Genomic DNA, 23128 nt, shown 5'->3' on the forward strand with positions numbered 1-23128 from the left:
TGACGCGAATGTGGTTGTTCCTGCCGAGTTTGTCTCGATCTGTAACATCTAGTGGCCCAAAATCCGGGTTTACTGTTGCAGATCGAGACGTTCGGCACACACGGCTGGGACATCGCCGCGCTGGCCTCTCTATCCTCGCATCCTCCCTTTTCTCCGTTAACCGATACATCGGCTGCATCTCCGTCGCCTTGGGCGATAATGGACAAATGTTCAAGTTAATCGTGAGGGAGGAGCTCGATATGGCGTCTGCCGATCGTTCCACGTTGTTTATCAATGCGACCGTCCTGGATGGTTCGGAACATATGGAGTCGCAACCCGATATGGCCGTGACTGTTGAGCGCGGCGTCATCACCTGGATGGGGCCGAGTGCTGTGGCGCAGGCGCCCGCGGGTGCCGAGGTCATCGACCTGGGTGGTGCGTATCTCATGCCCGGTCTCATCAATATGCACGTGCACCTGTGCGGCTCGGGCAAACCGGTCTCGGCCGGCGATGCGGGAGCGCTGATGAAGAAACTCGATAATCCCGTGGGCCGTGCCATCGTCCGCCGCATCCTCAAGGGCAGTGCCCAGCAGCAGCTGGCAAGCGGCGTGACCACGGTGCGCGGCGCGGGCGATCCGTTGTTTGCCGATCTCGCCGTGCGCGACGCTATCGACGCCGGCAGATATCAGGGTCCGCGCCTGGTAGCGCCGGGAACGGGCGTCACGGTGCCGGGCGGCCACGGTGCGGGCTTGTTCGCGCAGGTGGCCAACAGCCCCGTTGAGGCAGCCGAGCAGGTGCGAGACCTGTATGCGCGCGGTGCCGATGTCATCAAGCTGTTCGTGACGGGCGGCGTGTTCGACGCGACCGAGGTGGGCGAGCCGGGCGTGCTGCGCATGCCGGTCGAGGTTGCCGCGGCGGCGTGCAAGGCGGCGCACGAGGTGGGCCTGCCGGTTATGGCTCATGTCGAGAGCACCGAGGGCGTGAAGGCTGCGCTTCAGGCCGGCGTCGATACGATCGAGCACGGTGCCCCGATGACGCCCGAGATCTTGGAACTATACCGCGGCACCGCGGGCACTCAGCTTGAGGATCGTGCACCCAGCGTTACCTGCACTATCAGTCCGGCGCTGCCGTTTGTGCTGCTCGACCCGGAGAAGACCCATTCGACCGATACGCAAAAGAAGAACGGCGATATCGTGTGCTCGGGCATTATCGAGAGTGCTCGTGCGGCGCTGGAAGCCGGTATCAAGGTAGGCCTGGGCACGGACTCGAGCTGCCCGTTTGTGACGCAGTACGACATGTGGCGCGAGGTAGCCTATTTTGCCAAGTACGTGGGTGTGAGCAACGCCTTTGCGCTGCATACGGCCACGCAGGTCAATGCTGAGCTGCTGGGTCTGGGCGGCGAGACCGGCACGATCGAGTGCGGCAAGGCCGCCGATATCCTGGTGACGCGCGAGAATCCTCTGGATGACCTGTGCGCTCTGCGTGAGCCGGTACACGTAATGTGCCGCGGCGATCTGGTGCGCAAGCTGAAGGTGAAGCGCATCCCCGAGGTGGATGCCGAGCTCGACGCGATTATGGCCATGCCTGCCGAAGCGCTGGCTGAGGAGCTTGCCCGCGACGGCGTGGCGTAGATGTGACAAAGGGACGACTCCATTACCGCATGCAAAAAGCCGAGGTCTCAACACGAGGCCTCGGCTTTTTTATCGAACAAATACTTAAGATTTGGGACAAACAAACCTGATTAATTTGTCCCGCGTGCGGGCGCTAGGAGCGCGTTTCCATCTTGGCGTGGCACTTGGGGCAGGTGACGCGGATTTTGCCCTTGCCCTTGGGGACGGAGAGCATCTGGCCGCAGTTGGGGCACTTGAGGTATGCCGTGGTCTTGCGACCCTTCCACATCTTCTTGGCCGTGCGCTTGGCGCGCTCAAAGTCTTCCTTGCTAGTACCGGCTGCGCGCGAGGCGTTGGCCGCTGCAGCTCCGCCGCCCAAGCTAGCTACAAACTTGCCCAAGCCGGGTACGTTTGCAGTCGCGGCGACAAAGGCCTCGTTCTCCTTACGACGTGCGTCGATATTTTTGGATAGGCCGCGCAGCACGCCAATCACGATTACGGCGATGGCAATCCAGCTGAGCCACTGGATGTGGGCTATCGATCCGATCATCGCGATGACGATGCCGGCAAAACCCATCACGATGGTGAGCTCATCGGCACCATTGCGACCCTTCATAAAGTCATTCATGCAAATTGCCTTTCGTTCGATATGCTGCACGCCTTTATACCCGATTTAGAGCAAGGGGGACAGGTTAAAAACATACCTGTCCCCGGAATACCAAGACGGTGCAAAGAAGTTTGTTCCCAATGCCCCAATTACTTGGCGAGCTTGTCGACGACGCGTTCGATCTCGGCGAGCTTAGCGGCTTTGAGGTCTTCGTCGCCCGATTCGATTGCCGAGGTCACGCAGCCCTCAATATGCGCCTTGAGCACGTCGGCGTTAATGCGCGCGAGGAGCGCCTGTGTGGCCATGAGCTGCGTGGAGATATCGACGCAATAGCGGTCCTCCTCGACCATCCGCAGGATGCCATCAATCTGGCCGCGCGCCGTCTTGAGCATGCGGGTCACCGATTTATGGTCTGCCATCATGGCGGGTCCTCGTTTCTGGTCGGGGGGGGGTACGTGCGGGTCGTTACGCGGCGGTCACCGAAAGGGCGTGGAACTTCTCGCCGGCGCCCTCGACGGCGGCAGCGAGCTGCTCGGCGGTCACGGTGTCGGCGCACTCCACCTGGACGGTCTGAGTCTCGTGGTCGGCGTCGGCGTCGGTCACGCCTGCCACGTTGAGCAGTGCCGTCTCGACAGTGGCGTCGCAGTGGCCGCACATGAGGCCGGAAGTCTTAATTTTGTAACGCATGGGTGTACTCCTTATCGATTGAGATTATTTGACAGTTTAGTCGTGAACAGCGTCATCTTAAAGGTGTGCTGAAGCACCCGACCTTGCCCCGAAAGAGGAGCGAAGCGTACTTGGGTACGCGAGCGACGGTTTGAGGGGCAAGGTCGGGTGCTTCAGCGCGCCGTCTTGGGCTTAAAGGATTTCAGGCGCAGCGCATTGCTTACGACACATACGCTCGACAGGCTCATGGCCGCAGCGCCAAACATCGGCGAGAGTTGCCAGCCGGTGAGCGGGAAGAACACGCCCGCCGCCAGCGGAATGCCGATACCGTTGTAGAACAGTGCCCAGAACAGGTCCTGCTTGATGTTGCGGATCGTGGCGCGCGAAAGCTCGATGGCGCGGGCGACGTCCATGAGGTCGCTGCGCATGAGTACCACGTCGGCGCCCTCCTTGGCGATGTCGGCGCCGGTGCCGATGGCAAGGCCCACGTCGGCGCGCGCCAGGGCGGGGGAGTCATTGATACCGTCGCCCACCATGGCCACCATGCTGCTCGCGTCCTGCAGTTCGCGCACGTGGCGTTCCTTGTCGGCGGGGAGGACGTCGGCAATGACCTGTTCGCTGCTCAGCCCCACGCGGCGGGCGATGGCCTCGGCCGTCACGCGGTTGTCGCCGGTGAGCATGCGCACGTCGACGCCGAGCTTGCGGAGCGCGGCGATGGCCTCGGCACTCGTTTCTTTGACCTCGTCCGCCACGGCGATGGTACCAACGAGCTCGCCGTTCTTGGCACAGAACAGCGGCGTCTTGCCCTCGGCAGCGAACTGCTCGGCAAGACCGGCGGGCACGGTAACGCCCAACTCGTCCATCAGGCGCATATTGCCGGCGGCGATGGCGTTTTGCCCCTCGCGTGCCGTAACGCCGCGACCGGGCGCAGCGGTAAAGTCCTCAACCGAGCGAGCGACAATGCCGCGTGTCTCGCACTCGGCCATAATCGACTCTGCCAGCGGGTGCTCGCTCTGGCGTTCCAGCGCAGCGGCAAGCTTCAGCAGCGCCTTCTCACTCGCCGCGGGTGACCCGTCAGCGCGCGTGGCTACCACGATATCGGTCACGGCAGGCTTGCCGCGGGTGACCGTGCCCGTCTTATCGAGCACCACGGTGCCCACGCTGCGCAGGTTCTCCAGCGCCTCGGCGCTCTTGAACAGAATGCCCATCTCGGCGCCCTTGCCGGTGCCCACCATAATGGCGACAGGCGTGGCCAGGCCCAGTGCACACGGACAGCTGATCACCAGCACGGCCACGGCGGAGGTGAGCGCTTCGTTCACGCTGCCAGTCAGTGCCATCCACACCGCAAAGGTCACGGCAGAGATAGCGAACACCACGGGTACGAACACGCCGGCGACCTTATCGGCCATACGGGCGATGGGCGCCTTGGTGGCGTTGGCGTCCTCAACGAGCTTGATGATTTTGGCGAGCGACGTGTCGGCGCCCACACGCGTGGCGCGGAAGGTAAACGAGCCCGTGCGGTTGACGGTGGCGGCGTTGACGGTGTCGCCGGCGGTCTTCTCCACGGGGATGGACTCGCCGGTGAGCGCGCTCTCGTCCACTGCCGAGCTGCCCTCGAGCACCACGCCGTCGACGGGGATGGACTCGCCGGGGCGCACGCGCAGGACCTGGCCGGGAAGGATGCTGTCGACGTCGACGGTGGTTTCGGTGCCGTCATCGGCAACGACGGTCGCGGTCTTGGGTGCCAAGTCGATGAGCGCCTCGATGGCGCCGCCGGTTTTGGATTTGCTGCGTGCCTCGAGGTATTTGCCCACGGTGACGAGCGACAGGATCGTGCCCGCACTCTCAAAATACAGGTTGTCCATGCCCGTCATCATGGCCTCGTGGACCTGACCCGCGGCCAGCTGGTCGGCCATGATGAACATGGCGTAGAGCGACCAGGCGATGGACGCGGTGGCGCCAACGGCGATAAGGGCATCCATGGTTGGCGCGCCGTGCGCGAGCGATTTAAACCCGTTGATAAAGTATGCGTCGTTGACGTAGACGATGGGGATGAGCAGGACGAGCTCGGTGAGCGCGAGCGTCATGCTGTGGGTGTGGTCGGTGAAGACGCCAGGCAGCGGCCAGCCGAGCATATGCCCCATGCCTATATAGAACAATGGGATGAGGAAGACGATCGAGGCGATGAGGCGGGTGCGCATGGCGGAGGCGGCGGCCTCCAGCTTTTTGGTGGGCGGCTCCATATGGGTGGCGCCGGATCGGGCTTGCGCGCTGCCGTTTAAGCCGACGGCACCGGTGCCCGCATCGATGGGCGAGGCAGAGTACCCTGCGCGATCGACAGCGGTGCAGATATCGTCGGGGGAGACCTGTGCGGGGTCGTAGTCGACCAACATGGAGCCGGCGAGCAGATTGACCGCGACGCTCTGGACGCCGCCGAGCTTGCTTACGGCGCGGTCCACATGCGCCTGGCAGGCGGCGCATGTCATGCCGTCCACGTCGAACGTATCTTGGGCCATGGCTTCCCCTTTCTGTGGCGTAGTGTCATGAATGTTAACCTAGAGATACTATACACCCATACCCCCTGGGGGTGTCCACTGGAGATTGAAATGTATGACATTCTGGTATTGGTCGAGGTGATAGCCAGGTCGGCGGACCGTAGCCGGTCTAATGTCTCAATCTGTAACAACTAGACCCGTTTTTGTCGAGTAACTGTTACAGATCGAGACATTGCATCGAGCCACAGCTTAACGTCTCAATCTGTAACACCTAAGGACCGTTTTTTCTGATAGATGTTACAGATCGAGACAGATCGCCCGCGGCCAACTCAAATGTCTTGATCTGTAACATCAAGAGAGGTTTTTGACCCCTTACTGTTACAGATTGAGATGTTGTCTCGCGGGGCTGGGGTTTGTCTCGTTCTGTAACATCTAGACCTGTATCTGCCGAGCTAATGTTACAGATCGAGACAATTGCCGGGGAGGGGCCCCGCCGCGGCAAGGCGCCCGCTGCCTAGATGCAGAATCCGGGAATCACGCAGGTTCGCTTGTTTGGCTTTTCCGCAGGCGTTGCGTACGTAAAGACGTCGCCGTCGTGCCCCACGCGGTTCATATAGAGCGTGCCTTCGCTCTCCGATGTGTCGGGGCTCACCGTGCGCTCCCACCAACAGGTGTCCTTGCCCTTCCACTGGCGGACCATCGTCTCGTTCGTGGAATACGGGCTTACCTTGAGCTCGCGGAAGAGTTGGTACTCCTTGCCCTCGCCGTTGTAGATGTCGGCCAGGTAGTGAAAGCCCTCGGCAAATGACTCGGGCGGTTGCGTACCGCACAGCTCGACCATGGCGGGCAGCCAAAGGGTTGCGGGCAACTTGCTCAGACACGATGCGCTTCTGGCGGCGCCAACGTTATTCGAGGTCTTTTTGACAGACTTGATGAGCGCGCGCAGCTCGCTTGGCAGCAGCTTGAGGCCGTCGCTGTCGAGCCATTCTCGCAGTTCGCAATCTGCCCAGCCGGCGTTCAATGCCTGCGTTGCGGCATCGCGCTCGGCAATGCCGGCATCGAACATAAACGTCAGTCCGGCCTTGCCCGTCCCGTCCAGAAGCTCATCGTGGCGGATGCCCACAAGCTGTGCGCCAACCTGCAGCCCGTTGGTGAGCGTGACGCGCTTGGTGCATGGATAGGGGATATGCCCATCGGCATCGAGCAGGTGACAGCGCTTGGCAATCTCGCGTGCCTCGCTACGGGTCTCGGCGGCCTTAATCTTGAGCGAAATCTCCTGCAGCTGATCCCAGGTGTAGTCGTCAAGAGAGCTGCGGATGCCATCGAGGTAGTCGGGGATGCCAAAGCCATGGGTCGCCGCCCCAACGACGCTGAGCCCCGCAACTACTGCAACGACGCCACCGATAATAAACCGGCGGCGGGTCATGGCATCGTGCCGGGCCTGCTCCAGGATCTCTCGCGCGCGCTCGCCGGCGACGTCGACCTTAAGGTGCGTACCGGAGTCGATGTCAATTACGGCGTCATTGCCCGCGCCCTCGCGGCCCTCAGATTCTGCAGCGGGGAGGTATGCCGAGAGCACCTCGAGCATCTGCTGTTCGGTGGGACGATCGCACTGCTCGACTGAGATGCCTTTCATGATGATCTGGACGAGTGCCTCGTCGTCATCGCATCGCGGCTCGAGCGGTGCCGGCTTGGTCTTGGTCTTTATGAGGTAGAACGAGCCGGTTGCCGCGGCACCCGTCGACTCGACATCGAACGGCTTGCGACCGCTGTAGAGCTGGTACAGAATGCTCGAAAGCGCATAGACGTCGATGGCGGGCGAGCGGCGAAGGGCCGCGATGCCTTCGATATCCTGCGTGAGCATCTCGGGCGCGGCGTATGCGGGCGTGGCAAAACGCCAGATGTCGGCACGTCGGGTGATCGTGTCGTCGCCGAGGGCCATGGTCGCGGAGCCCATGTCGATGAGGCAGGGGTCAAAGGAGCAATCGTCGATCTGCTGCTCGAGTGTTCGGCTGGTGGTGCGGAACATGATATTGGCAGGCGACAGGTCGCGATGGACGACCGGATTCACGAGGCCTTGGGTCATCAAGAGCGCACGAAGCACGGCGTTTCCAACGGCGGCCACCATCTGGGTGGTCAGCCCGCCCGAGGCGTCGTGCGGAAGCAAAGGCAGCGCCTGCTTGAGCGAGGCACCCTCGACCCACTCCATGAGGATGAGCGGGTCGTCCTCGCACGATCCATAGCCATAGACGCGCGGAAATCCGCGCAGGTGCGAGACGGTGCACAGATGACGGTACTCCTCGAACAGCGCGGCGGTGTTGGCCAGGTGCGCAGATGCTTGCTCGGCGGAGCGATTGGGCGTCTGGTCGGAAAGGATGGCGTTGTCCTTGAGCAGCTTGACGGCAAAGACCTCGCCGCTCGTGTTGGTCGCGCGCAGTACCTGTCCGATATTGCCGTTGCTGCGATAGGGCGTTTGGAGGATAAGCGTCATGAAACGGCGCTTGGCATCGTCTTCCGCGCTCGGATTGACCGCCACGGCGGTGTCGAATGTGTCGAGACGGATGAGTTTGCTGCCACGAACGGGATCCATAGTGTTCACAACGTTCCTTTGTTTATAGGGGTTGGCCGTATGCTCATACTAAAAGTACGGACATCGATAGAACCTATGATAGACGGCTCTGATGAAAAGTGAATGTTCATTGTCGCAATTATTGCGTGCAGCACGACGCAAACGGCGGAAAGGCGGAGGACGATTGGCCGCCGTCCGCCTTTCCGCGCTAGTCCACAATGACAAGGAATGTCGTGTAGAGGCCCAGATGGAGCCTGTCGCTGTGTTCGATTTCCACCGGGGGATAGATTTTGCCGGGCTCTCGTTGGTCGCGGGGCGGCTCAATCACAATATCGCCGTCGCCCGCGCCCGATTCGAGCACTGTGCCGTTGGTCGACCCAAGGCCCTGGGCGTACCAGTGCCCGCCCTCGAGCCAAATGCGGAGATGCTCGCGCGATGCATCAGCGCCTACATCGGTGATGCTGGGCGAGGTTTTGGGCAAGGACCCAATTACCGTGCCGCGCGGATCGCGTGTGAGGGGATGGATTTGCATGTCGGCGCAGTTGTCGGCATGGGTTCTGAGCAGACCGAGGTTGGGGGCGACAGTGCGCGGCTGCTCCAGGCTGCTCATAAAGCCACGTCCGACGGTAGTTTCGGTGGTGCCAAAGTGCCCGCCTGTCTTGCTGTCGCAAAAGCGCTCGACGGTGGCCACGCCTTGGATGGGGTCAGCGAGCGCCCCCGTTGCCACAAAGAGCATAAGGTAAAGCGTGCTCTTCTCGCGCACGGTATTGCCGTCAAAGTTATCGATGTGATTGAGGGCATTTGCATATAGGCGGCTGTCCAGCTTGTAGCTGGCGAGAGCTGACATCATTTCGTTGGCTGCCGGACCACGATAGTGCTCGGCGATTGCCTGATAGGCGGACTCGCCGCCGCCGAGCTTGCTGCAGATTGCCGCGGAAATGTTGAGCGTGGTGACGGTAAAGTCGCTGTAGATGGCGGGTGCGTACTGGTCGGGCTCGCGATGGACGATGTAACGGGTGAGATACGAGCGGTTGGAAGAGCATTTCTCGAGCAAGGTGCTGCCGAGATAGGAGTTTCCATTGATAAGCATTCGGGCGATTTCGAGATGCTTAAGACCGCCGAACGAGCGAATATCGTTATAGAGGACCGAGCAAGGCGTCTCTGCTGCCACGGATACCTCCTTTGATTGCTTCCTAGCCAATATGGCGATAGGAATTAATGCCCCCCCGGTGGGCCACGTATTAAATGGCTGCGCAATATATGGCGTAACCAAAGCAACATTATAGGCCACATGTTCGAAATTGCAGGAAGACTGAGAGATTTGGTTTGGACTGGACGGAAATTCCCCTCTGTCTTGATCTGTAACAATTGGGACCGATTTTGCTGCGTAACTGTTACAGATTGAGACGTTTCTGAACCGTGTCGACCGTTTGTCTCGATCTGTAACACGTAGAGGAAGATTTGCCCTGTAGATGTTACTGATTGAGACAATCAGCCGGGCCCGCCTCGGGCCCGTCTCGTCCGCCCCGTCATCTGTGGTTTACGTGGGGGCATGCGAAGCACGGGTATACTTACCGGCGGCGAATCTGCTCCATCGCTTAGGGCTGCTGCGTCTGGACGGCGCGTGATAGGGCTGCCAAAGCGATCGCCAGCGTGCTGAGCAACGTCCTCTCTGTGCGCACCTATTTTTGTATGTATTAGCGCACTACCAAGCACGCCCGCGCGGCCGCATGCCGTGCCCATTGCGCGTGCAGATAAGGAACAACAACATATGCGTAATTCTGTATCCGACGTCACCGACGCCGAGATCCTGGACGAGGCCCGCGAGGCCATGAGCCAGGCTGCCTTCGATGCTGCCGACGAGGCCAATGCTGCCCAGGCCGTCGAGTCCGCGACCGAGAACCTGCCCGCCTTTGACGAGCTGGGACTTTCCGACGAGATGCTCCGTGCCATCGAGAACCTGGGCTACACGGCGCCGACGCCTGTTCAGGCTGGCTCGATTCCCGTAGTGCTCGAGGGTCGCGACCTGCTTGCCGCCGCTCAGACCGGCACCGGCAAGACGGCCGCCTTCTTGCTGCCGACCATGAATAATCTGGAGCACATCGCTCCTCCCAAGCCTGTGCACGAGCGCGGCGGTCGCAACCGCCGTCGCGGTGCTAAAAAGCCCGAGGGCAACGGCCGTGGCCCCGTGATGCTCGTCATCACCCCCACGCGCGAGCTCGCACAGCAGATCGACGAGGTCGCGAGCAAGATCGCCGACGTCACCGGCCATGTCGCCGTGACCGTCGTGGGCGGCGTGAGCTACAAGCCGCAAACCGCTGCCCTCAAGTACGGCTGCGACATCCTGGTCGCAACGCCGGGCCGTCTGGTCGATCTGATCGAGCAGGGTGCCTGCCATCTGGACGAGGTCAAGGTGCTGGTGCTCGACGAGGCCGACCGTATGCTCGACATGGGCTTTTTGCCTGCCGTCCGCCGCATTGTGCGCGAGACGCCGGCCGAGCGCCAGACGCTGCTGTTCTCGGCGACCCTCGACGAGGAGGCCGTGGGCGAGATCACCGACCTGGTGAGCGATCCGGCCCGCGTGGAGATCGCGCCCGCCACATCGACCGCCGACACCGTTGACCAGTTTGTCTTCCCGGTGTCCATTGAGGCCAAGAACAACCTGCTGCCCGAGTTCCTCAAGAAGGAGGGCCCGGAGCGCACCATCGTCTTTATGCGCACCAAGCACCGCGCCGACAGCTGCTGCCGTCGTCTGGAGCGTAAAGGCATCAAGGCTGCCGCGATTCACGGCAACCGTAGCCAGGCCCAGCGCGAGCGCGCGCTTTCGGCCTTCCGCGACGGTACCGTCGACGTGCTGGTGGCAACCGACGTGCTTGCCCGCGGCATCGACATCAGCGACGTGCGCTACGTCGTGAACTTTGACGTGCCGGCCGAGCCGACCGACTACATCCACCGCATCGGCCGCACGGGCCGCGCCGGCGAGCTAGGCTGGGCCATCACGTTTGTGACCGAGCAGGACGTCGATGAGTTCTACGAGATCGAGAAGCTCATGGACAAGACGGCCGACATCTACGAGGCCGGCGACCTGCATGTGGGCCCCAACCCGCCCGCCGTCGATCCCGAGCGCGACCCTGCGGCCTTTAAGGTGAAGAAGAAGACCAAGCGCGGCAAGTCCAAGAGCAAGAAGAAGCTTGAGCAGGCACGTCGCGACGGCAAGCGCAACGGCGATGACTACGGCGATGTGGCCGGTCGTTCCAACCGCGGTCGCGACGAGCGTCGCGGCGACGGCGAGCGTCCGAGCCGTCCCAAGCGCGGCGGCAAGATCCGCGTGCGCGAGGGCGTTCAGGCTCGCGTGGACGAGGCTGTTGAGAGCGTGGCCCGCGAGGTGGCTGCCGAGGAGCGTGCTGGCGCTGCCGAGCAGGTCCCGCGAGGCAACCGTGCCGAGCGCCGTGCCAAGCAGTTCCAGGGCGAGGCGCATCGCCGTCGCCGCGAGGACGAGGACCGCGGCGGTCGTCGCCGTGTTGAGCGCGAGGACGAGGGCCGTGGCTCGCGCGGCGGCAAGCGTGGCTCGGGCGATCGTCGTCGTTCCGGTCGCAATGACGAGCGCGGCGGGCGCGATGAGCGCCGTGGCGGCGAGGGTCGCGGTGAGCATGGCACCCGCAGCGGTGAGTCCCGTGGCGGCAAGCGCTTTGAAGAGCGCGGTGGCCGCGGCGGCGAGCGTCGCGAGGGCGCTCGCGGCAATGGTGGGCGCAGCGGCGCTGGGCGTTCCGGTGAGTCGCGCGAGCGTCGCGATCCGCGTGCCAGCCGCGATCGTCGCGATGACTGGCGCAACTACGACGATACCCGCGAGGAGCGTCGCGGCGGCTACCGTGGTGGTCGCGGCGGCAACCAGGCCGGTTCCCGTGGCGGCCGCGCCGGCGGTCGCGATAACCGTGGCAGCTATGGCAACAGCCGTGGCGGCAAGCGCGGCGGCAGCTCCCGTCGTCCCGGCGACGGCGGCGGCAAGCGCAAATAACATACACATCGCACGCTAGCGTGAGACAAGCTAAGGGCCCCGAGCAACTACGCTCGGGGCCCTTTTTGGTGCAAAGGGGTCAGAGCAAGGAGTGTCCCTGGGTGCCGGCAGAAAAGGAACGTCCCTAAGTGCCGCATAGCTACCGTTTATCGGAGAATAAATACCGTTCACCGGTCATAATGATTATTCTGGCTTTGGGCTTGTCTACAATAGCTCTCGTAAAAAGAAATGCGGAAGGTTACCGAGTCCCTCGGACGTGGGCCTAACCAAAGTCTTTGAACGGGTGTGTCTCTATGGATGCATTCGCATGATTTTGGTTGGGCTATATTTATGAAGGGACATGCCGCCATGGGTTTCTTTTCTCGCCTGATGGGCGGTTCGGATGAGCAGAAGACTGCAGCTTCCGAGCTCGAAATCCTCGCTCCCGTTTCCGGCGAGCTTGTTCATCTAGAAAATACCAATGACCCTGCTTTTAGCAGTCGCGCGGTGGGCGATGGCGTTGCCGTGGTTCCCCAAGAGGGAACGGTGTGCGCTCCTGTTTCCGGCACCGTCGCGGCGTTGTTTCCGACTGAGCACGCGCTGGGCATCATGTCCGACGACAGCTCTGCTCAGGTGATGCTGCATATCGGAATCGACACTGTTAAACTTGAGGGCAAGGGCTTCCATGCGCTCGTTGCTCAGGGTGACCATGTCGACGTGGGCCAGCCCCTCGTCGAGGTCGATTTCGACGCGGTTCGCGCCGCTGGCTTCGACCCCACGGTCTTCGTTATCGTGTGCGAGCGCTCGGAGAACTCGACTCTTCGTGAGCATGCTTCCGGCCCTGTTGCTGTTAAAGAGCCTGTCGTCTGGCTTTCCGAGTAAATTCTTGTGGTGGGTACCGTGGTTATCAAGCGAGTTTTCAACAATAACGTCGCAATGGTCACTTCGGACGATGGATCCGAGCTCATCGTCATCGGCCGAGGCCTCTGCTTTGGCCGCCATGCCGGTGATATCATCGACGAGGCGTCGGTCGAAAAGACCTATGCGCTGCAGGAGGGTACCTCCCAGGATTCTCGTACGATTGACCGCTTGGCACATCTTTTGGAGTCCATCCCCACCGTTAACCTCGTGATTTCCGAGGACATTGTTCAGATGCTTCGTCGAGAGCTCAATGTTGATATCAATGACAAGATTCTCATTGCTCTCGCAGATCATATTAGCCTCGCCCTTGATCGCGAGCGCAAGGGCATTCCGTGCGAGAACCCGTTGCTGCTCGAGATCCAGCAGTTCTATCGCAAGGAGTATGCGTTTGCGGGCCGTGCCCTTCAGATTATCAAGGATTACCTGGGCATCGAGATGAGCGAGGAGGAGCAGGGCTTCATCACCTTGCATATCGTCAACGCTACCATGCCGCAGCGCTCTGACCGTCTGATTGTTTCGGTCCAGCTTGTTCGCGACGTGCTCGCGATTGTTTCCGAGCACTATGCCACGACCCTTGACGTCGCCTCGTTGCCGTACGAGCGTTTCGTTCGCCATCTGCAGTTTTTTGCGCAGCGAGCGCTCGATCCCGCGGCGGGGCAGGTCAATGGCGACGCGCTGTTCCGTATCGATGAAACGGTGTATCCGAGGGCGTTCTCGTGCGCGGAGTCAATTGCCGACCGCTTAGCGTCTACCTATAACGTTGTCGTTACCAATGCCGAGAAGAGTTATCTCGCATATCACATTGTTAACCTGCTTGGAGAATCTGGTCTCTAGGCATAACGTGCCCGCACATCGATTGATATAAGACAAGGCTCATGGTCTTGTCCAGGGCACACCTGTCTTAATTTGCGGAAAAGAAAGGGGAGTATCGCTATGACCGCAAAAAAGAAAATAAACCTCAAGGCGCCGTTGGAGGTGTTCGCGAAGTCGATCGTCCAGCCGATGATGTATCTCTCGGTTGCCGGCATCCTGCTCATCGTGGGCATCATTCTGACCAACAAGACCATCTGTGCCGTGGTCCCCGTGCTGGGCTCCGGCCCGTTCCAGCTTGCGGGCGCCGTTGTCTATCAGTCGCTGATGTTTATCATCAACAACCTCTCGATTCTGTTCTGCGTGGGTATCGCCGGCGCCATGGCAAAGAAGAACAAGGGCCATGCTTCGCTGATCGCCCTGATGTCGTTCTTCCTGTTCCTTCAGGCCAATAACATCGTGCTCAACGCCACCGGTTCTCTTGCCGAAGCGAGCGGCATGCTCGGCCTTACCGGAACCGGCCAGAGCACCGTTATGGGCATTCAGGTCCTCGATACCGGCGTGTTTGGCGGCATCATTCTTGGTTGCATCACCGGTGCCGTGTTCAACAAGTACTCGAACAAGCAGTTCCCCGTTGCCCTTTCGATGTTCTCGGGCGTTCGCTTTCCGTTCCTGATCATGATCATCATTTCCTGGATCATGGGCGCTGGCTTCTGCATCGTTTGGCCTCCGGTTCAGGGTGCCATCTCCTCCGTTGCCGGCATCATTAAGGAGTCGGGCAACATCGGTCTGTTTATCTACGGCATGCTCAACAAGTTGCTCGTTCCCACCGGTCTGCACCACCTCATCTACACCCCGTTCCAGTTCTCCGATGTGGGTGGCACCCTTACGCTGGGCGATCAGGTTATCGCCGGCGCCTATCCCATCCGTGTCGCTGAGATGGCAATGACGGGCCAGCCCTTCTCCGATAGCACGTATTTCAACAGCTACGCCTTCAACAACCTGTGGCCCTACATCGGCATCGGTCTCGCCTTTATCTTCACCGCCTACAAGCAGAACAAGGACAAGACCAAGGCTGTCATCATCCCGCTGATCATCACCGCCGTGCTTTCCTGCGTGACCGAGCCCATGGATTTCCTCTTTGTCTTTGCTGCCCCTGTGCTCTTTGTCGTCCACTCGATTCTTTCCGGCGTCTTCCTGGTTCTTCTTAAGGTTCTCTCCGTGCCCGCTTCGACTGCAGGCGGCATCATCAACATCGTTGTTTCCAACCTGGTCCTTGGTGTCGATAAGACCAACTGGCCGATGATGCTGGTGCTTGGAGTTCTCAACGCCGCTCTGTACTTCTTCCTCTTCACCTTCCTTATTAAGAAGCTCAACCTCCACACGCCTGGTCGCGAGGAGGAGTCCGAGCTCGCCGAGTCCGTCGCCGAGGGCGAGGCCGCCGCGTCTGTCGCGGTGAAGCAGGGCGCTGTTGCCGCGGCTCCCGCAGAGGGCGTCGATGCGGGCATTGCCGATCTGGTCGCAGGTCTTGGCGGCAAGGACAACATCGAGGAGCTCGAGAACTGCTTTACGCGTCTCCGCGTGAACGTTAAGAACCCGGACCTCATCGATGAGAACCTCATCAACCACGTGCCCAACAGCGGCATCAACCGCAATGGCAATAATATCCAGATCATCTTTGGCATGAAGGTCGCCGAGATGCGCGACAAGGTCGAAAACGCAATTGAGAAGGAGCAGTAAACAATGATCATTACTCTGTGTGGTGGCGGATCCACCTTTACCCCCGGCATCGTCAAGTCCATCGCTCTGCGCAAGGACGAGCTCGACGTTGACGAGATTCGTCTGTACGACATCAACGAGGAGCGCCAGCGCAAGATCGGCGTGCTCGTGGACTGGATTTTGCACGAGGACCTCGGCCTGGACATCAAGCTTACGGTGACCACCGACAAAAAGACGGCTTTTACCGACGCGAGCTTCGTGTTTGCCCAGATGCGCGTGGGCGGCTATGCCATGCGCGAGCAGGACGAGAAGATTCCGCTGCGTCACGGCTGCGTGGGCCAGGAGACCTGCGGCTGCGGCGGCCTTGCCTACGGCATGCGTACCATCTTCCCCATGGTCGAGCTGATTGACGACGTTGAGAAGTACGCCAAGAAGGACTACTGGATTCTCAACTACTCCAACCCTGCCGCCATCGTCTCCGAGGGCTGCCGCGTCCTGCGCCCCAACGCTCGCATCATCAACATCTGCGACATGCCGATTGCGATCATCGACGTGGTTTGCGCCGCGCTCGATATCGACAAGAAGGACGTCGAGTACGACTACTTTGGCCTCAACCACTTTGGCTGGTTCACCTCGATCCGCCACAAGGGCGAGGAGGTGCTCCCGCAGCTGCGCGAGTACATCAAGGAGCACGAGATTCTGCTGCCCGATTCTTACCTCAAGGGCATGAGCTCGCTGATGTCCAAGAAGCCCGAGGAGGCCACCGACGAGCATCCCGAGCAGAACCGCCACACCAAGGGCAGCTGGTACTACGTCTGGAAGGGCGAGTACGAGATCATGGAGTGCTTCCCGGAGTACCTGCCCAACACGTATCTGAACTACTACCTGCAGCAGAAGGAGTTCGTCGAGCATTCCAACCCCGAGCGCACCCGTGCAAACGAGGTCGAGGAGACGCGCGAGAAGAACCTCTTTGATGGCATCGACCATTACGAGAAGACGGGCGAGATCGACGAGAGCACGTTCTATGCGGGCAGCCACGGCGACTGGATTGCCGATCTGGCCATCGCTCTGAAGAACGATACCAAGCAGCGCTTCCTGGTCATTTGCGAGAACAAGGGCGCTATCCCCAACATGCCCTACGACGCCATGGTCGAGCTGCCTGCCTACATTGGCAAGAACGGCCCCGAGGTCATCAGCCGCGACAACATCCCGCTGTTCCAGCAGGGTCTTATGATGCAGCAGCTGAACTCCGAGAAGCTCATCGTCGAGGCTACGATCGAGGGTTCGTACGAGAAGGCGCTCAAGGCCTTTACGCTCAACAAGACCGTGCCTTCGATGAAGGTCGCCAAGGAGGTTCTCGACGACATGATCGAGGCCAACAAGGGTTACTGGCCCGAGCTTCGCTAAAGACAGAAGGTCTCTGGCACAAAAGAGCCGCTGACCGTAAAACTTGATCAATGCCCTGTTCGCGTGTTTGCGCGGACGGGGCATTGCCGTTTTGCGCAAAGGGTTGATATGGGGGTGGGCAGCGCCGTCGCGTCGAGATTGCCCGAGCCCTGCTGTGCCCAGGCGACGCGGTGATTCTGGACGAGCCCTTTACCGGTCTAGATACCGCTGCGCGCGACGCATGCGCCGAGGTCGTGCTCGACTTGCTCGACGGTCGCATCCTGTTGCTTGCCACGCACGATGCCGTCGACGCTCAAGCCCTCAATATCTCGGATATCATCACGCTCTAAATACTTACTCAGCAACAAAATGATCCGTTTTTTTCTCCGTCCCCATGGGGTCGGGTATGGTATTCTATCTGCGGGGTAATACTTCGGAATACCAAGTAATACCAACGCCGTAGAAACAAACTCTAGATGCGGGCCAATCGGGTTGCCTTCACAGCCCGTCGCCCAGCCGCGTGGCCCGCATCTATCCGCACCACCGTCGTTTCAAAAAGGAAGCGCCATGGCAGAACACATGACCCCGGTTGTCGCGAAGGTCTTGCCCGAGGAAAAGGCGGCCTTCGCGGCGGCAACGCAGCTCGTAGGTACCACGCCGTCCAACGCCATCCGCATGTTTATCGCCGCGTTTAATCGCTGCGGCACCTTTCCGTTCGACATTTCGCCCAACGGGGCCTTTGGCACTGCGCCCGATTCTCATCAACAATGACTGTCCCAAACTGCCGGCACTTGGGGACGTTCCTTTTCTGCCGGCAGTTAAGGAACGTCCCTAAGTGCCGGGTTTTGAGGAGGTTGGCATGCTCAATGCGATGATTTGGGCGCTTGCCTGTTTTGGCGTCGTCGCTGCCGATATCGCCCTGAGTGTGGTTTTGTTCTCCGCTCTGGGCGTCGCATCGGTGTTCATGGGCTTTTCGATTGACGACCTCGATATTCAATTGCTTCAGGCTGCCGCGCAGATGGCGTCGTTTTTGATGGCGCTGCTGTGGTGGCGTTATCTGTGGCCGCGCTCGTTTATGGCGCGCTGGCAGGGCGAGCGCCCGCTTGGCGGGGGAGCAAATGCTGCATGGAAGCGCATCGTTTGCGTTATCGTGATTGGCCTAGCCCTGCAGGTGGTCGTTGGCTACGTGACCGACGCCGTGCTGGCGCTGTTGCCCGATGCCGCGGCCGACTACAGCGAGCTTGTCGAGGAAACCGGCATGGGCGACACCAGCTATCTCGCCGTCCTGACTACGGTGCTCGGCGCCCCATTTTGTGAAGAGCTGCTGGTGCGCGGCATCATTTTTGAGTTTTCGCTCCGAGCGTTTAACCCGCAGTGCCGCCCACTTTGGAAGCGCCGGCGTCGTGCGGGTGCGCAGGACGGCGCCATGGTGTCCTGGGCGGCCCCAAGTACGTGGGGTATTGCCGCGGCGATTGTGCTGCAGGCGGCAATCTTCGGTTTTATGCACATGAATTGGGTGCAGGGTTGCTACGCGGGCGCTGCCGGTCTGGTCTTTGGCTGGGTGCTCGTGACCACCGGAAAGCTCCGTTACACGATCCTGTTGCACTTTGCCTTTAACGCCGGGTCGTATCTCATGACGTTGCTCTGGTTTGTGAACACGCCGTTCGATGTGGCAATTACGGTCGCTATCGCTGGCGTCATCCTCGTTGAGGCAATGCGCTCACTGCGCCACGCGTGTGGGATGGACGCAGTGAGCGCGCCGCTGCCCTAGTTGCGACGCCCGCCTCCGTTGGCGCCCTGTCGTCCCTGGGCCGCACGGTTGCGGCCGGCGGTGTTCTGCGCACGCGACATGCCGCCGTGCCCCTTGCTGCCCTTGGGGCCCTTGCCGGCGCCACCGTGGGCCTTGCCGCCCTTCTTGCCGGTGCCGTGTCCGCCGCTAGCAGACGTCTCGCCCGGGCGCGGCGGCACGGGACGGATTAGGCAATGCTTGGTGTAGCCGATCAGGTCACGACGCCCGGCCTTTTCCAGCGCCTCGCGCACCAGCTTGTAGTTCTCGGGCTTGCGATACTGGATGAGTGCGCGTTGCATGGCCTTCTCGTGCGGGTCGCGCGCCACATAGATTGGCCCCATGGTGCGCGGGTCAACGCCGGTGTAGTACATGCACGTCGACATGGTGGACGGCGTGGGGTAGAAGTCCTGCACCTGCTCGGGCATATAGCCCATGTCGCGCACAGCCTCGGCAAGGGCCACGGCTTCCTTCATGGTTGAACCGGGGTGGCTCGAGATCAGGTACGGCACCACATACTGCTTGAGTCCGTATTCGCGGTTCAGGCGTTCAAATTTACGGCAGAACGCATCGTAGACGGCGCGGCTCGGCTTGCCCATCACACTCAGCACCGCATCGCTCACGTGCTCGGGCGCTACGCGCAGCTGGCCCGAGACGTGATGTTCCAGCAGCTCGCGCAAAAACTCGTCCGAGGTGTCGGCCATGGTGTAGTCAAAGCGGATGCCGCTGCGGACGAAGACCTTCTTGACGCCGGGAAGCTGGCGCAGGTCGCGCAGCAGCTGCGTGTAGCCGCTCTCGTCGACCACCATGTTCTTGCATACGCTCGGCCACAGACAGCGCTTGTTCTTGCACACGCCGTGCTTGAGCTGTTTGTCGCAGGCAGGACGGCTAAAGTTGGCCGTCGGTCCGCCCACGTCGTTGATGTAGCCCTTAAACTCGGGGTCGCGCGTGAGCAGCTCGGCCTCGCGCATGATCGAATCGTGGCTGCGCATCTGCAGCACGCGGCCCTGGTGGAAGGTGAGCGCGCAAAACGAGCACTCGCCAAAGCAGCCGCGGTTAGAGCTGATGGAAAACTTGATCTCGGCAAAGGCAGGCACGCCGCCTGCCGCGTCGTAGTCGGGATGCCAATCGCGTGCGTAGGGGAGCTCTGCCACCTCGTCCATCTCGTCGGTGGTGAGCGTCGCCGAAGGCGGGTTCTGCACCACATAGACGCTGTTGGGGTAGGGCTCTACCAGGCGATGTCCAGTGATGGGGTCCATATTCTGCTGCTGCACGTTAAAGCTGCGCGCGTAGTTGAGCTTGTCGGCGGTAAGGTCGTCCCAGCTGGGCAGCAGGTCGTAGTCGTAGACCTCGTCGAGCGAGCTGGTGCGGTAGACGGTGCCATTGATATAGGTAATCTGGTCGACGGGCAGTCCCGCGTCGAGCGCGTCGGCGATCTCGACGATCGCGTGCTCGCCCATGCCGTAGATGAGGATGTCGGCGCCCGAGTCGAGCAGTACCGAGCGCTTGAGCTTGTCCTGCCAGTAGTCGTAGTGGGCCAGGCGGCGCAGACTCGCCTCGATGCCGCCGATGATGATGGGGGCGTCCTTGAACGTCTGGCGGATGAGGTTGCCGTAGACCGTAACGGCACGGTTGGGGCGGTGACCCTCCTCGCCACCGGGGGTATAGGCGTCGGTGTGGCGGCGGTGCTTGGTCACCGAATAGTGGTTGACCATGGAGTCCATGTTGCCGGCACTGACGAGAAAGCCCAGGCGCGGCTCGCCGAGCACGGTGATGCTGGCGGGATCGGTCCAGTCGGGCTGACAGATGATGCCCACCTTGTAGCCATGCGCGTCGAGTACGCGGCTGATGATGGCCATACCAAAGCTGGGGTGGTCCACGTAGGCGTCGCCGCAGATGTAGACAAAGTCGCACTGGTCCCAGCCGCGTGCATCCATGTCGGCGCGACTGACGGGTAGGAACTTATCGCGGCTCGGACGCCAGGGGCGTGAGGGCGCTGCCTGGGTGTGCGCGGCCCGGGTGGCGGGGGCGGCCGTGACCTGCGCCTTACCGCCGCGCTTTTGCTGCTGGCCCTGTTTGCCCTGCTGACTGCGCTGGTTATTCTGAGCGTGCTGAGGCTTTTTTGCCACGATCCCTCCCGGTGTTTGTATGCTGCACGTAATTGTAACCAGTCTTTTTGGAACGGGGCTAAAAAGACTGGTGGAGTACATGGGCTGGCGGATCGGCGCGTCGATGCGGGTGTCGGCGCCTCTCCCGCCGTTTGTTTCCAGACTGTGTATCCCCGTGTCGAAGGGGTCGTCTCGCGCGCACGCCATGTTGTCAATGGGTTACAGTATGAACGGCGGCAATGTCTCCGCCAACGCACGAGAGGGTCGTCAACAAGGAGGATGTACGACGATGCAGCGTGCCAAACAGATATCGGAGTCCATCGAGCTGGGCATCATCTTGGCGCTCGCCGGTGGCTTTATGGATGTGTATTCGTACATTGGGCGCGACCATGTTTTCGCCAACGCGCAGACAGGCAATATCCTGCTGGTGGGCGTGAGTATTTCGGAGGGCAATTGGGCACTTGCGGGGCGTTACTTCTTCCCTGTGGTTTCGTTTGCTGTGGGCATTATGCTTGCCGACCTGGTACACGAGCGTTTTGGCAGCGTGATTCACTGGCGCCAGGTGACGGTGTTCTTTGAAGCCGTCATCTTGCTGGGCGTGAGTTTTATTCCCGGTGGCGATTTCAACCTGCTCGCCAACTGCCTTACCTCGTTTGCCTGCGGCATGCAGGTCGAGAGCTTCCGCAAGATTCATGGACACGGCATCGCCACGACCATGTGTATCGGCAACCTCCGTAATGCCTTGCAAAACGTGGACGATTACATCATCACCCACAAGCGCGGCTTTTTGGAAAACGGCCTGCTGTACTTTGGTGTGATCTTTACCTTTGTGTTTGGCGCCGTGCTGGGCAATTGGTGCATTGAGCGCATGGGTCTGCATGCCATTGCGGTGGCGAGCGTGCTGCTGTTTATCGCGTTTGCCATCATGTTTATCGATCGCGAACGCGACTTGCGTTTTCGCTGGAAGGTTGCGGCCGAGGCTTGGAAAGAGGGCTGTCGAAAGTAACCGAATGCGGCAGAGGGGTTGTCCCTTTGCCGTTGTTTTTTCATTTCCTGTTGAAACGCTTTAACACTTTTGACGTTCTCATGCATTTTTTGTTTCAAAAGCGTTAGGATGAGATTCATAGCGCGGGGCGTAATGGGTGCCCCGCACACGATGGGAGGCTATCAATGGCTAATCGTTTCGTTCTTAACACCATTTCTTATCATGGTTCTGGCGCCATCAAGGAGATCCCCGGCGAGCTCCAGCGTCGTGGCTACAAGAAGATCTTCGTCTGCTCCGACCCCGATCTGGTCAAGTTTGGCGTTACCGCCAAGGTGACCGACGAGCTCGATGCCGCCGGCATCGCTTGGAGCCTCTACTCCGAGATCAAGCCCAACCCCACTATCCAGAACGTCAAGGACGGCGTCGAGGCCTTCAAGGTCGCCGAGGCTGACGCTATCGTGACCATTGGTGGTGGCTCCTCCATGGACACCGCCAAGGCTATCGGCATCATCATCAACAACCCCGAGTTCGCTGATGTCCGCAGCCTCGAGGGCGTTGCTCCCACCAAGAACCATGCCGTGTTCACCATCGCCGTGCCGACGACCGCCGGTACCGCTGCTGAGGTGACCATCAACTACGTCATCACCGACCCCGAGAAGGTCCGCAAGTTCGTGTGCGTCGACACCAACGATGCCCCCGAGGTCGCCGTCGTCGACCCCGACATGATGGCTTCCATGCCCGCCGGCTTGACCGCCTCTACCGGCATGGACGCTCTGACCCACGCCATCGAGGGCTACACCACCAAGGGCGCTTGGGAGCTCTCCGACATGTTCCACTTTGAGGCTATTAAGCTGATTAGCGAGAACCTGCGCGACTCTGTCGCTGAGGCCAAGTCCGGTCAGCCCGGCTCCGGCCGCGAGGGCATGGCCCTTGGCCAGTATGTCGCCGGCATGGGCTTCTCCAATGTTGGCCTGGGCATCGACCACGCCATGGCTCACACCCTGTCCGCTCACTACGACACCCCGCACGGCGTCGCTTGCGCCATGCTGCTGCCGATCGCCATGGAGTTCAACAAGCCGGTTTGCGCCGAGCGCCTGGCCAAGGTTGCCGTCGCCATGGGCGTTGACACCACGGGCATGAGCACCGACGAGGCCGCTGACGCTGCCATCGCCGCCGTCAAGCAGCTTTCCGCCGACGTGAACATCCCGCACGTCTGCGAGGCCATGAAGGCCGACGAGATCGAGGTCCTGGCCAAGGACGCTATGGCTGACGCCTGCTTCCCGGGCAACCCGCGCGAGGCGACGCTCGACGACGTTATCGAGCTCTTCAAGAAGATCTGCCCGGCTGCCTAACTTGGTTCGGCGGGCCCCCGCCCGTTAGCCCCACAATCGTCCTCGGACATGTCGGAAGCCCCCGCTGCGCACTTCGTGCGGCGGGGGCTTCCTCCGTCCTGCGGAAAGATTGTGGGGCTAACGGGCGGGGGCCGCCGGCTC

17 protein-coding genes and 1 pseudogene are annotated in these 23128 nt (G+C 60.9%); 11 read left to right on the plus strand and 7 right to left on the minus strand.

From position 1 onward, the window contains the following. The first annotated feature begins 239 nt into the window (after window positions 1–239). Window positions 240–1610, plus strand: a complete 1371-nt coding sequence (locus tag DXD49_RS08655; RefSeq protein ID WP_233541783.1) for an amidohydrolase family protein — start codon at window positions 240–242, stop codon at window positions 1608–1610. A 133-nt stretch (window positions 1611–1743) separates the two neighbouring features. Here the strand turns inward: DXD49_RS08655 and DXD49_RS08660 are convergent, their stop codons facing one another. The 6 genes from DXD49_RS08660 to DXD49_RS08685 all read right to left on the minus strand — a co-directional run bounded on the left by DXD49_RS08660 (window position 1744) and on the right by DXD49_RS08685 (window position 9097). After that, window positions 1744–2217 (minus strand): hypothetical protein, encoded by a 474-nt coding sequence (locus tag DXD49_RS08660; protein WP_117794747.1) that lies wholly within the window; start codon window positions 2215–2217, stop codon window positions 1744–1746. Window positions 2218–2345: 128 nt separating this feature from the next. Then, window positions 2346–2618 carry a metal-sensing transcriptional repressor gene (locus DXD49_RS08665; RefSeq protein ID WP_117763176.1) on the minus strand — a complete coding sequence of 91 codons (273 nt, stop codon included), beginning with the start codon at window positions 2616–2618 and terminating at the stop codon, window positions 2346–2348. A gap of 43 nt (window positions 2619–2661) precedes the next feature. Then, window positions 2662–2883, minus strand: a complete 222-nt coding sequence (locus DXD49_RS08670; RefSeq protein ID WP_117794748.1) for a heavy-metal-associated domain-containing protein — start codon at window positions 2881–2883, stop codon at window positions 2662–2664. Between the two features lie 152 nt (window positions 2884–3035). After that, window positions 3036–5378, minus strand: a complete 2343-nt coding sequence (locus DXD49_RS08675; RefSeq protein WP_117794749.1) for a cation-translocating P-type ATPase — start codon at window positions 5376–5378, stop codon at window positions 3036–3038. A 493-nt stretch (window positions 5379–5871) separates the two neighbouring features. Continuing rightward, window positions 5872–7947 carry a DUF6273 domain-containing protein gene (locus DXD49_RS08680; protein WP_117794750.1) on the minus strand — a complete coding sequence of 692 codons (2076 nt, stop codon included), beginning with the start codon at window positions 7945–7947 and terminating at the stop codon, window positions 5872–5874. Window positions 7948–8134: 187 nt separating this feature from the next. Next, entirely contained in the window at window positions 8135–9097 is a 963-nt protein-coding gene (locus DXD49_RS08685; RefSeq protein ID WP_117794751.1) for an FHA domain-containing protein, read from the minus strand. Window positions 9098–9697: 600 nt separating this feature from the next. Here DXD49_RS08685 and DXD49_RS08690 point away from each other — a divergent pair. From DXD49_RS08690 to DXD49_RS08725, 8 genes and pseudogenes are all read left to right on the plus strand, one after another. Then, window positions 9698–11941, plus strand: coding sequence for a DEAD/DEAH box helicase (locus tag DXD49_RS08690; protein WP_117794752.1), 2244 nt, complete (start codon window positions 9698–9700; stop codon window positions 11939–11941). 348 nt (window positions 11942–12289) lie between these two features. Further along, window positions 12290–12802 carry a PTS glucose transporter subunit IIA gene (locus DXD49_RS08695; RefSeq protein ID WP_158557550.1) on the plus strand — a complete coding sequence of 171 codons (513 nt, stop codon included), beginning with the start codon at window positions 12290–12292 and terminating at the stop codon, window positions 12800–12802. 18 nt (window positions 12803–12820) lie between these two features. Further along, the gene (locus DXD49_RS08700; protein ID WP_117794762.1) at window positions 12821–13675 is read left to right on the plus strand and encodes a PRD domain-containing protein; all 855 of its coding nucleotides are present in this window, start codon (window positions 12821–12823) and stop codon (window positions 13673–13675) included. Window positions 13676–13774: 99 nt separating this feature from the next. Next, window positions 13775–15391 carry a PTS transporter subunit EIIC gene (locus DXD49_RS08705; RefSeq protein WP_117794754.1) on the plus strand — a complete coding sequence of 539 codons (1617 nt, stop codon included), beginning with the start codon at window positions 13775–13777 and terminating at the stop codon, window positions 15389–15391. A 3-nt stretch (window positions 15392–15394) separates the two neighbouring features. Continuing rightward, complete coding sequence (locus DXD49_RS08710; RefSeq protein ID WP_117734429.1) at window positions 15395–16777, plus strand: 6-phospho-alpha-glucosidase; 1383 nt, start codon at window positions 15395–15397, stop codon at window positions 16775–16777. A 125-nt stretch (window positions 16778–16902) separates the two neighbouring features. Then, a pseudogene (locus tag DXD49_RS09800) lies at window positions 16903–17106 on the plus strand (hypothetical protein); the annotation flags it as partial. 217 nt (window positions 17107–17323) lie between these two features. Then, complete coding sequence (locus DXD49_RS08720) at window positions 17324–17527, plus strand: hypothetical protein (protein ID WP_117734431.1); 204 nt, start codon at window positions 17324–17326, stop codon at window positions 17525–17527. A gap of 88 nt (window positions 17528–17615) precedes the next feature. Next, window positions 17616–18527: a CPBP family intramembrane glutamic endopeptidase gene (locus DXD49_RS08725; RefSeq protein WP_147347846.1), complete on the plus strand. Its 912-nt coding sequence runs from the start codon at window positions 17616–17618 to the stop codon at window positions 18525–18527. Here DXD49_RS08725 and DXD49_RS08730 read toward each other — a convergent pair. Further along, window positions 18524–20671, minus strand: a complete 2148-nt coding sequence (locus DXD49_RS08730; RefSeq protein ID WP_233541784.1) for a YgiQ family radical SAM protein — start codon at window positions 20669–20671, stop codon at window positions 18524–18526. The genes DXD49_RS08725 and DXD49_RS08730 overlap by 4 nt on opposite strands. A 268-nt stretch (window positions 20672–20939) precedes the next feature. Between DXD49_RS08730 and DXD49_RS08735 the strand changes: the two genes are divergently transcribed. Both DXD49_RS08735 and fucO read left to right on the plus strand, forming a co-directional pair. Beyond that, the gene (locus DXD49_RS08735) at window positions 20940–21656 is read left to right on the plus strand and encodes a YoaK family protein (protein ID WP_117734433.1); all 717 of its coding nucleotides are present in this window, start codon (window positions 20940–20942) and stop codon (window positions 21654–21656) included. 164 nt (window positions 21657–21820) lie between these two features. Next, complete coding sequence (gene fucO, locus DXD49_RS08740; protein ID WP_117794757.1) at window positions 21821–22987, plus strand: lactaldehyde reductase; 1167 nt, start codon at window positions 21821–21823, stop codon at window positions 22985–22987. The last annotated feature ends 141 nt before the right edge of the window (window positions 22988–23128 follow it).

This window comes from Collinsella sp. TM05-38 (genome assembly GCF_003466445.1).
Taxonomy (GTDB): domain Bacteria; phylum Actinomycetota; class Coriobacteriia; order Coriobacteriales; family Coriobacteriaceae; genus Collinsella.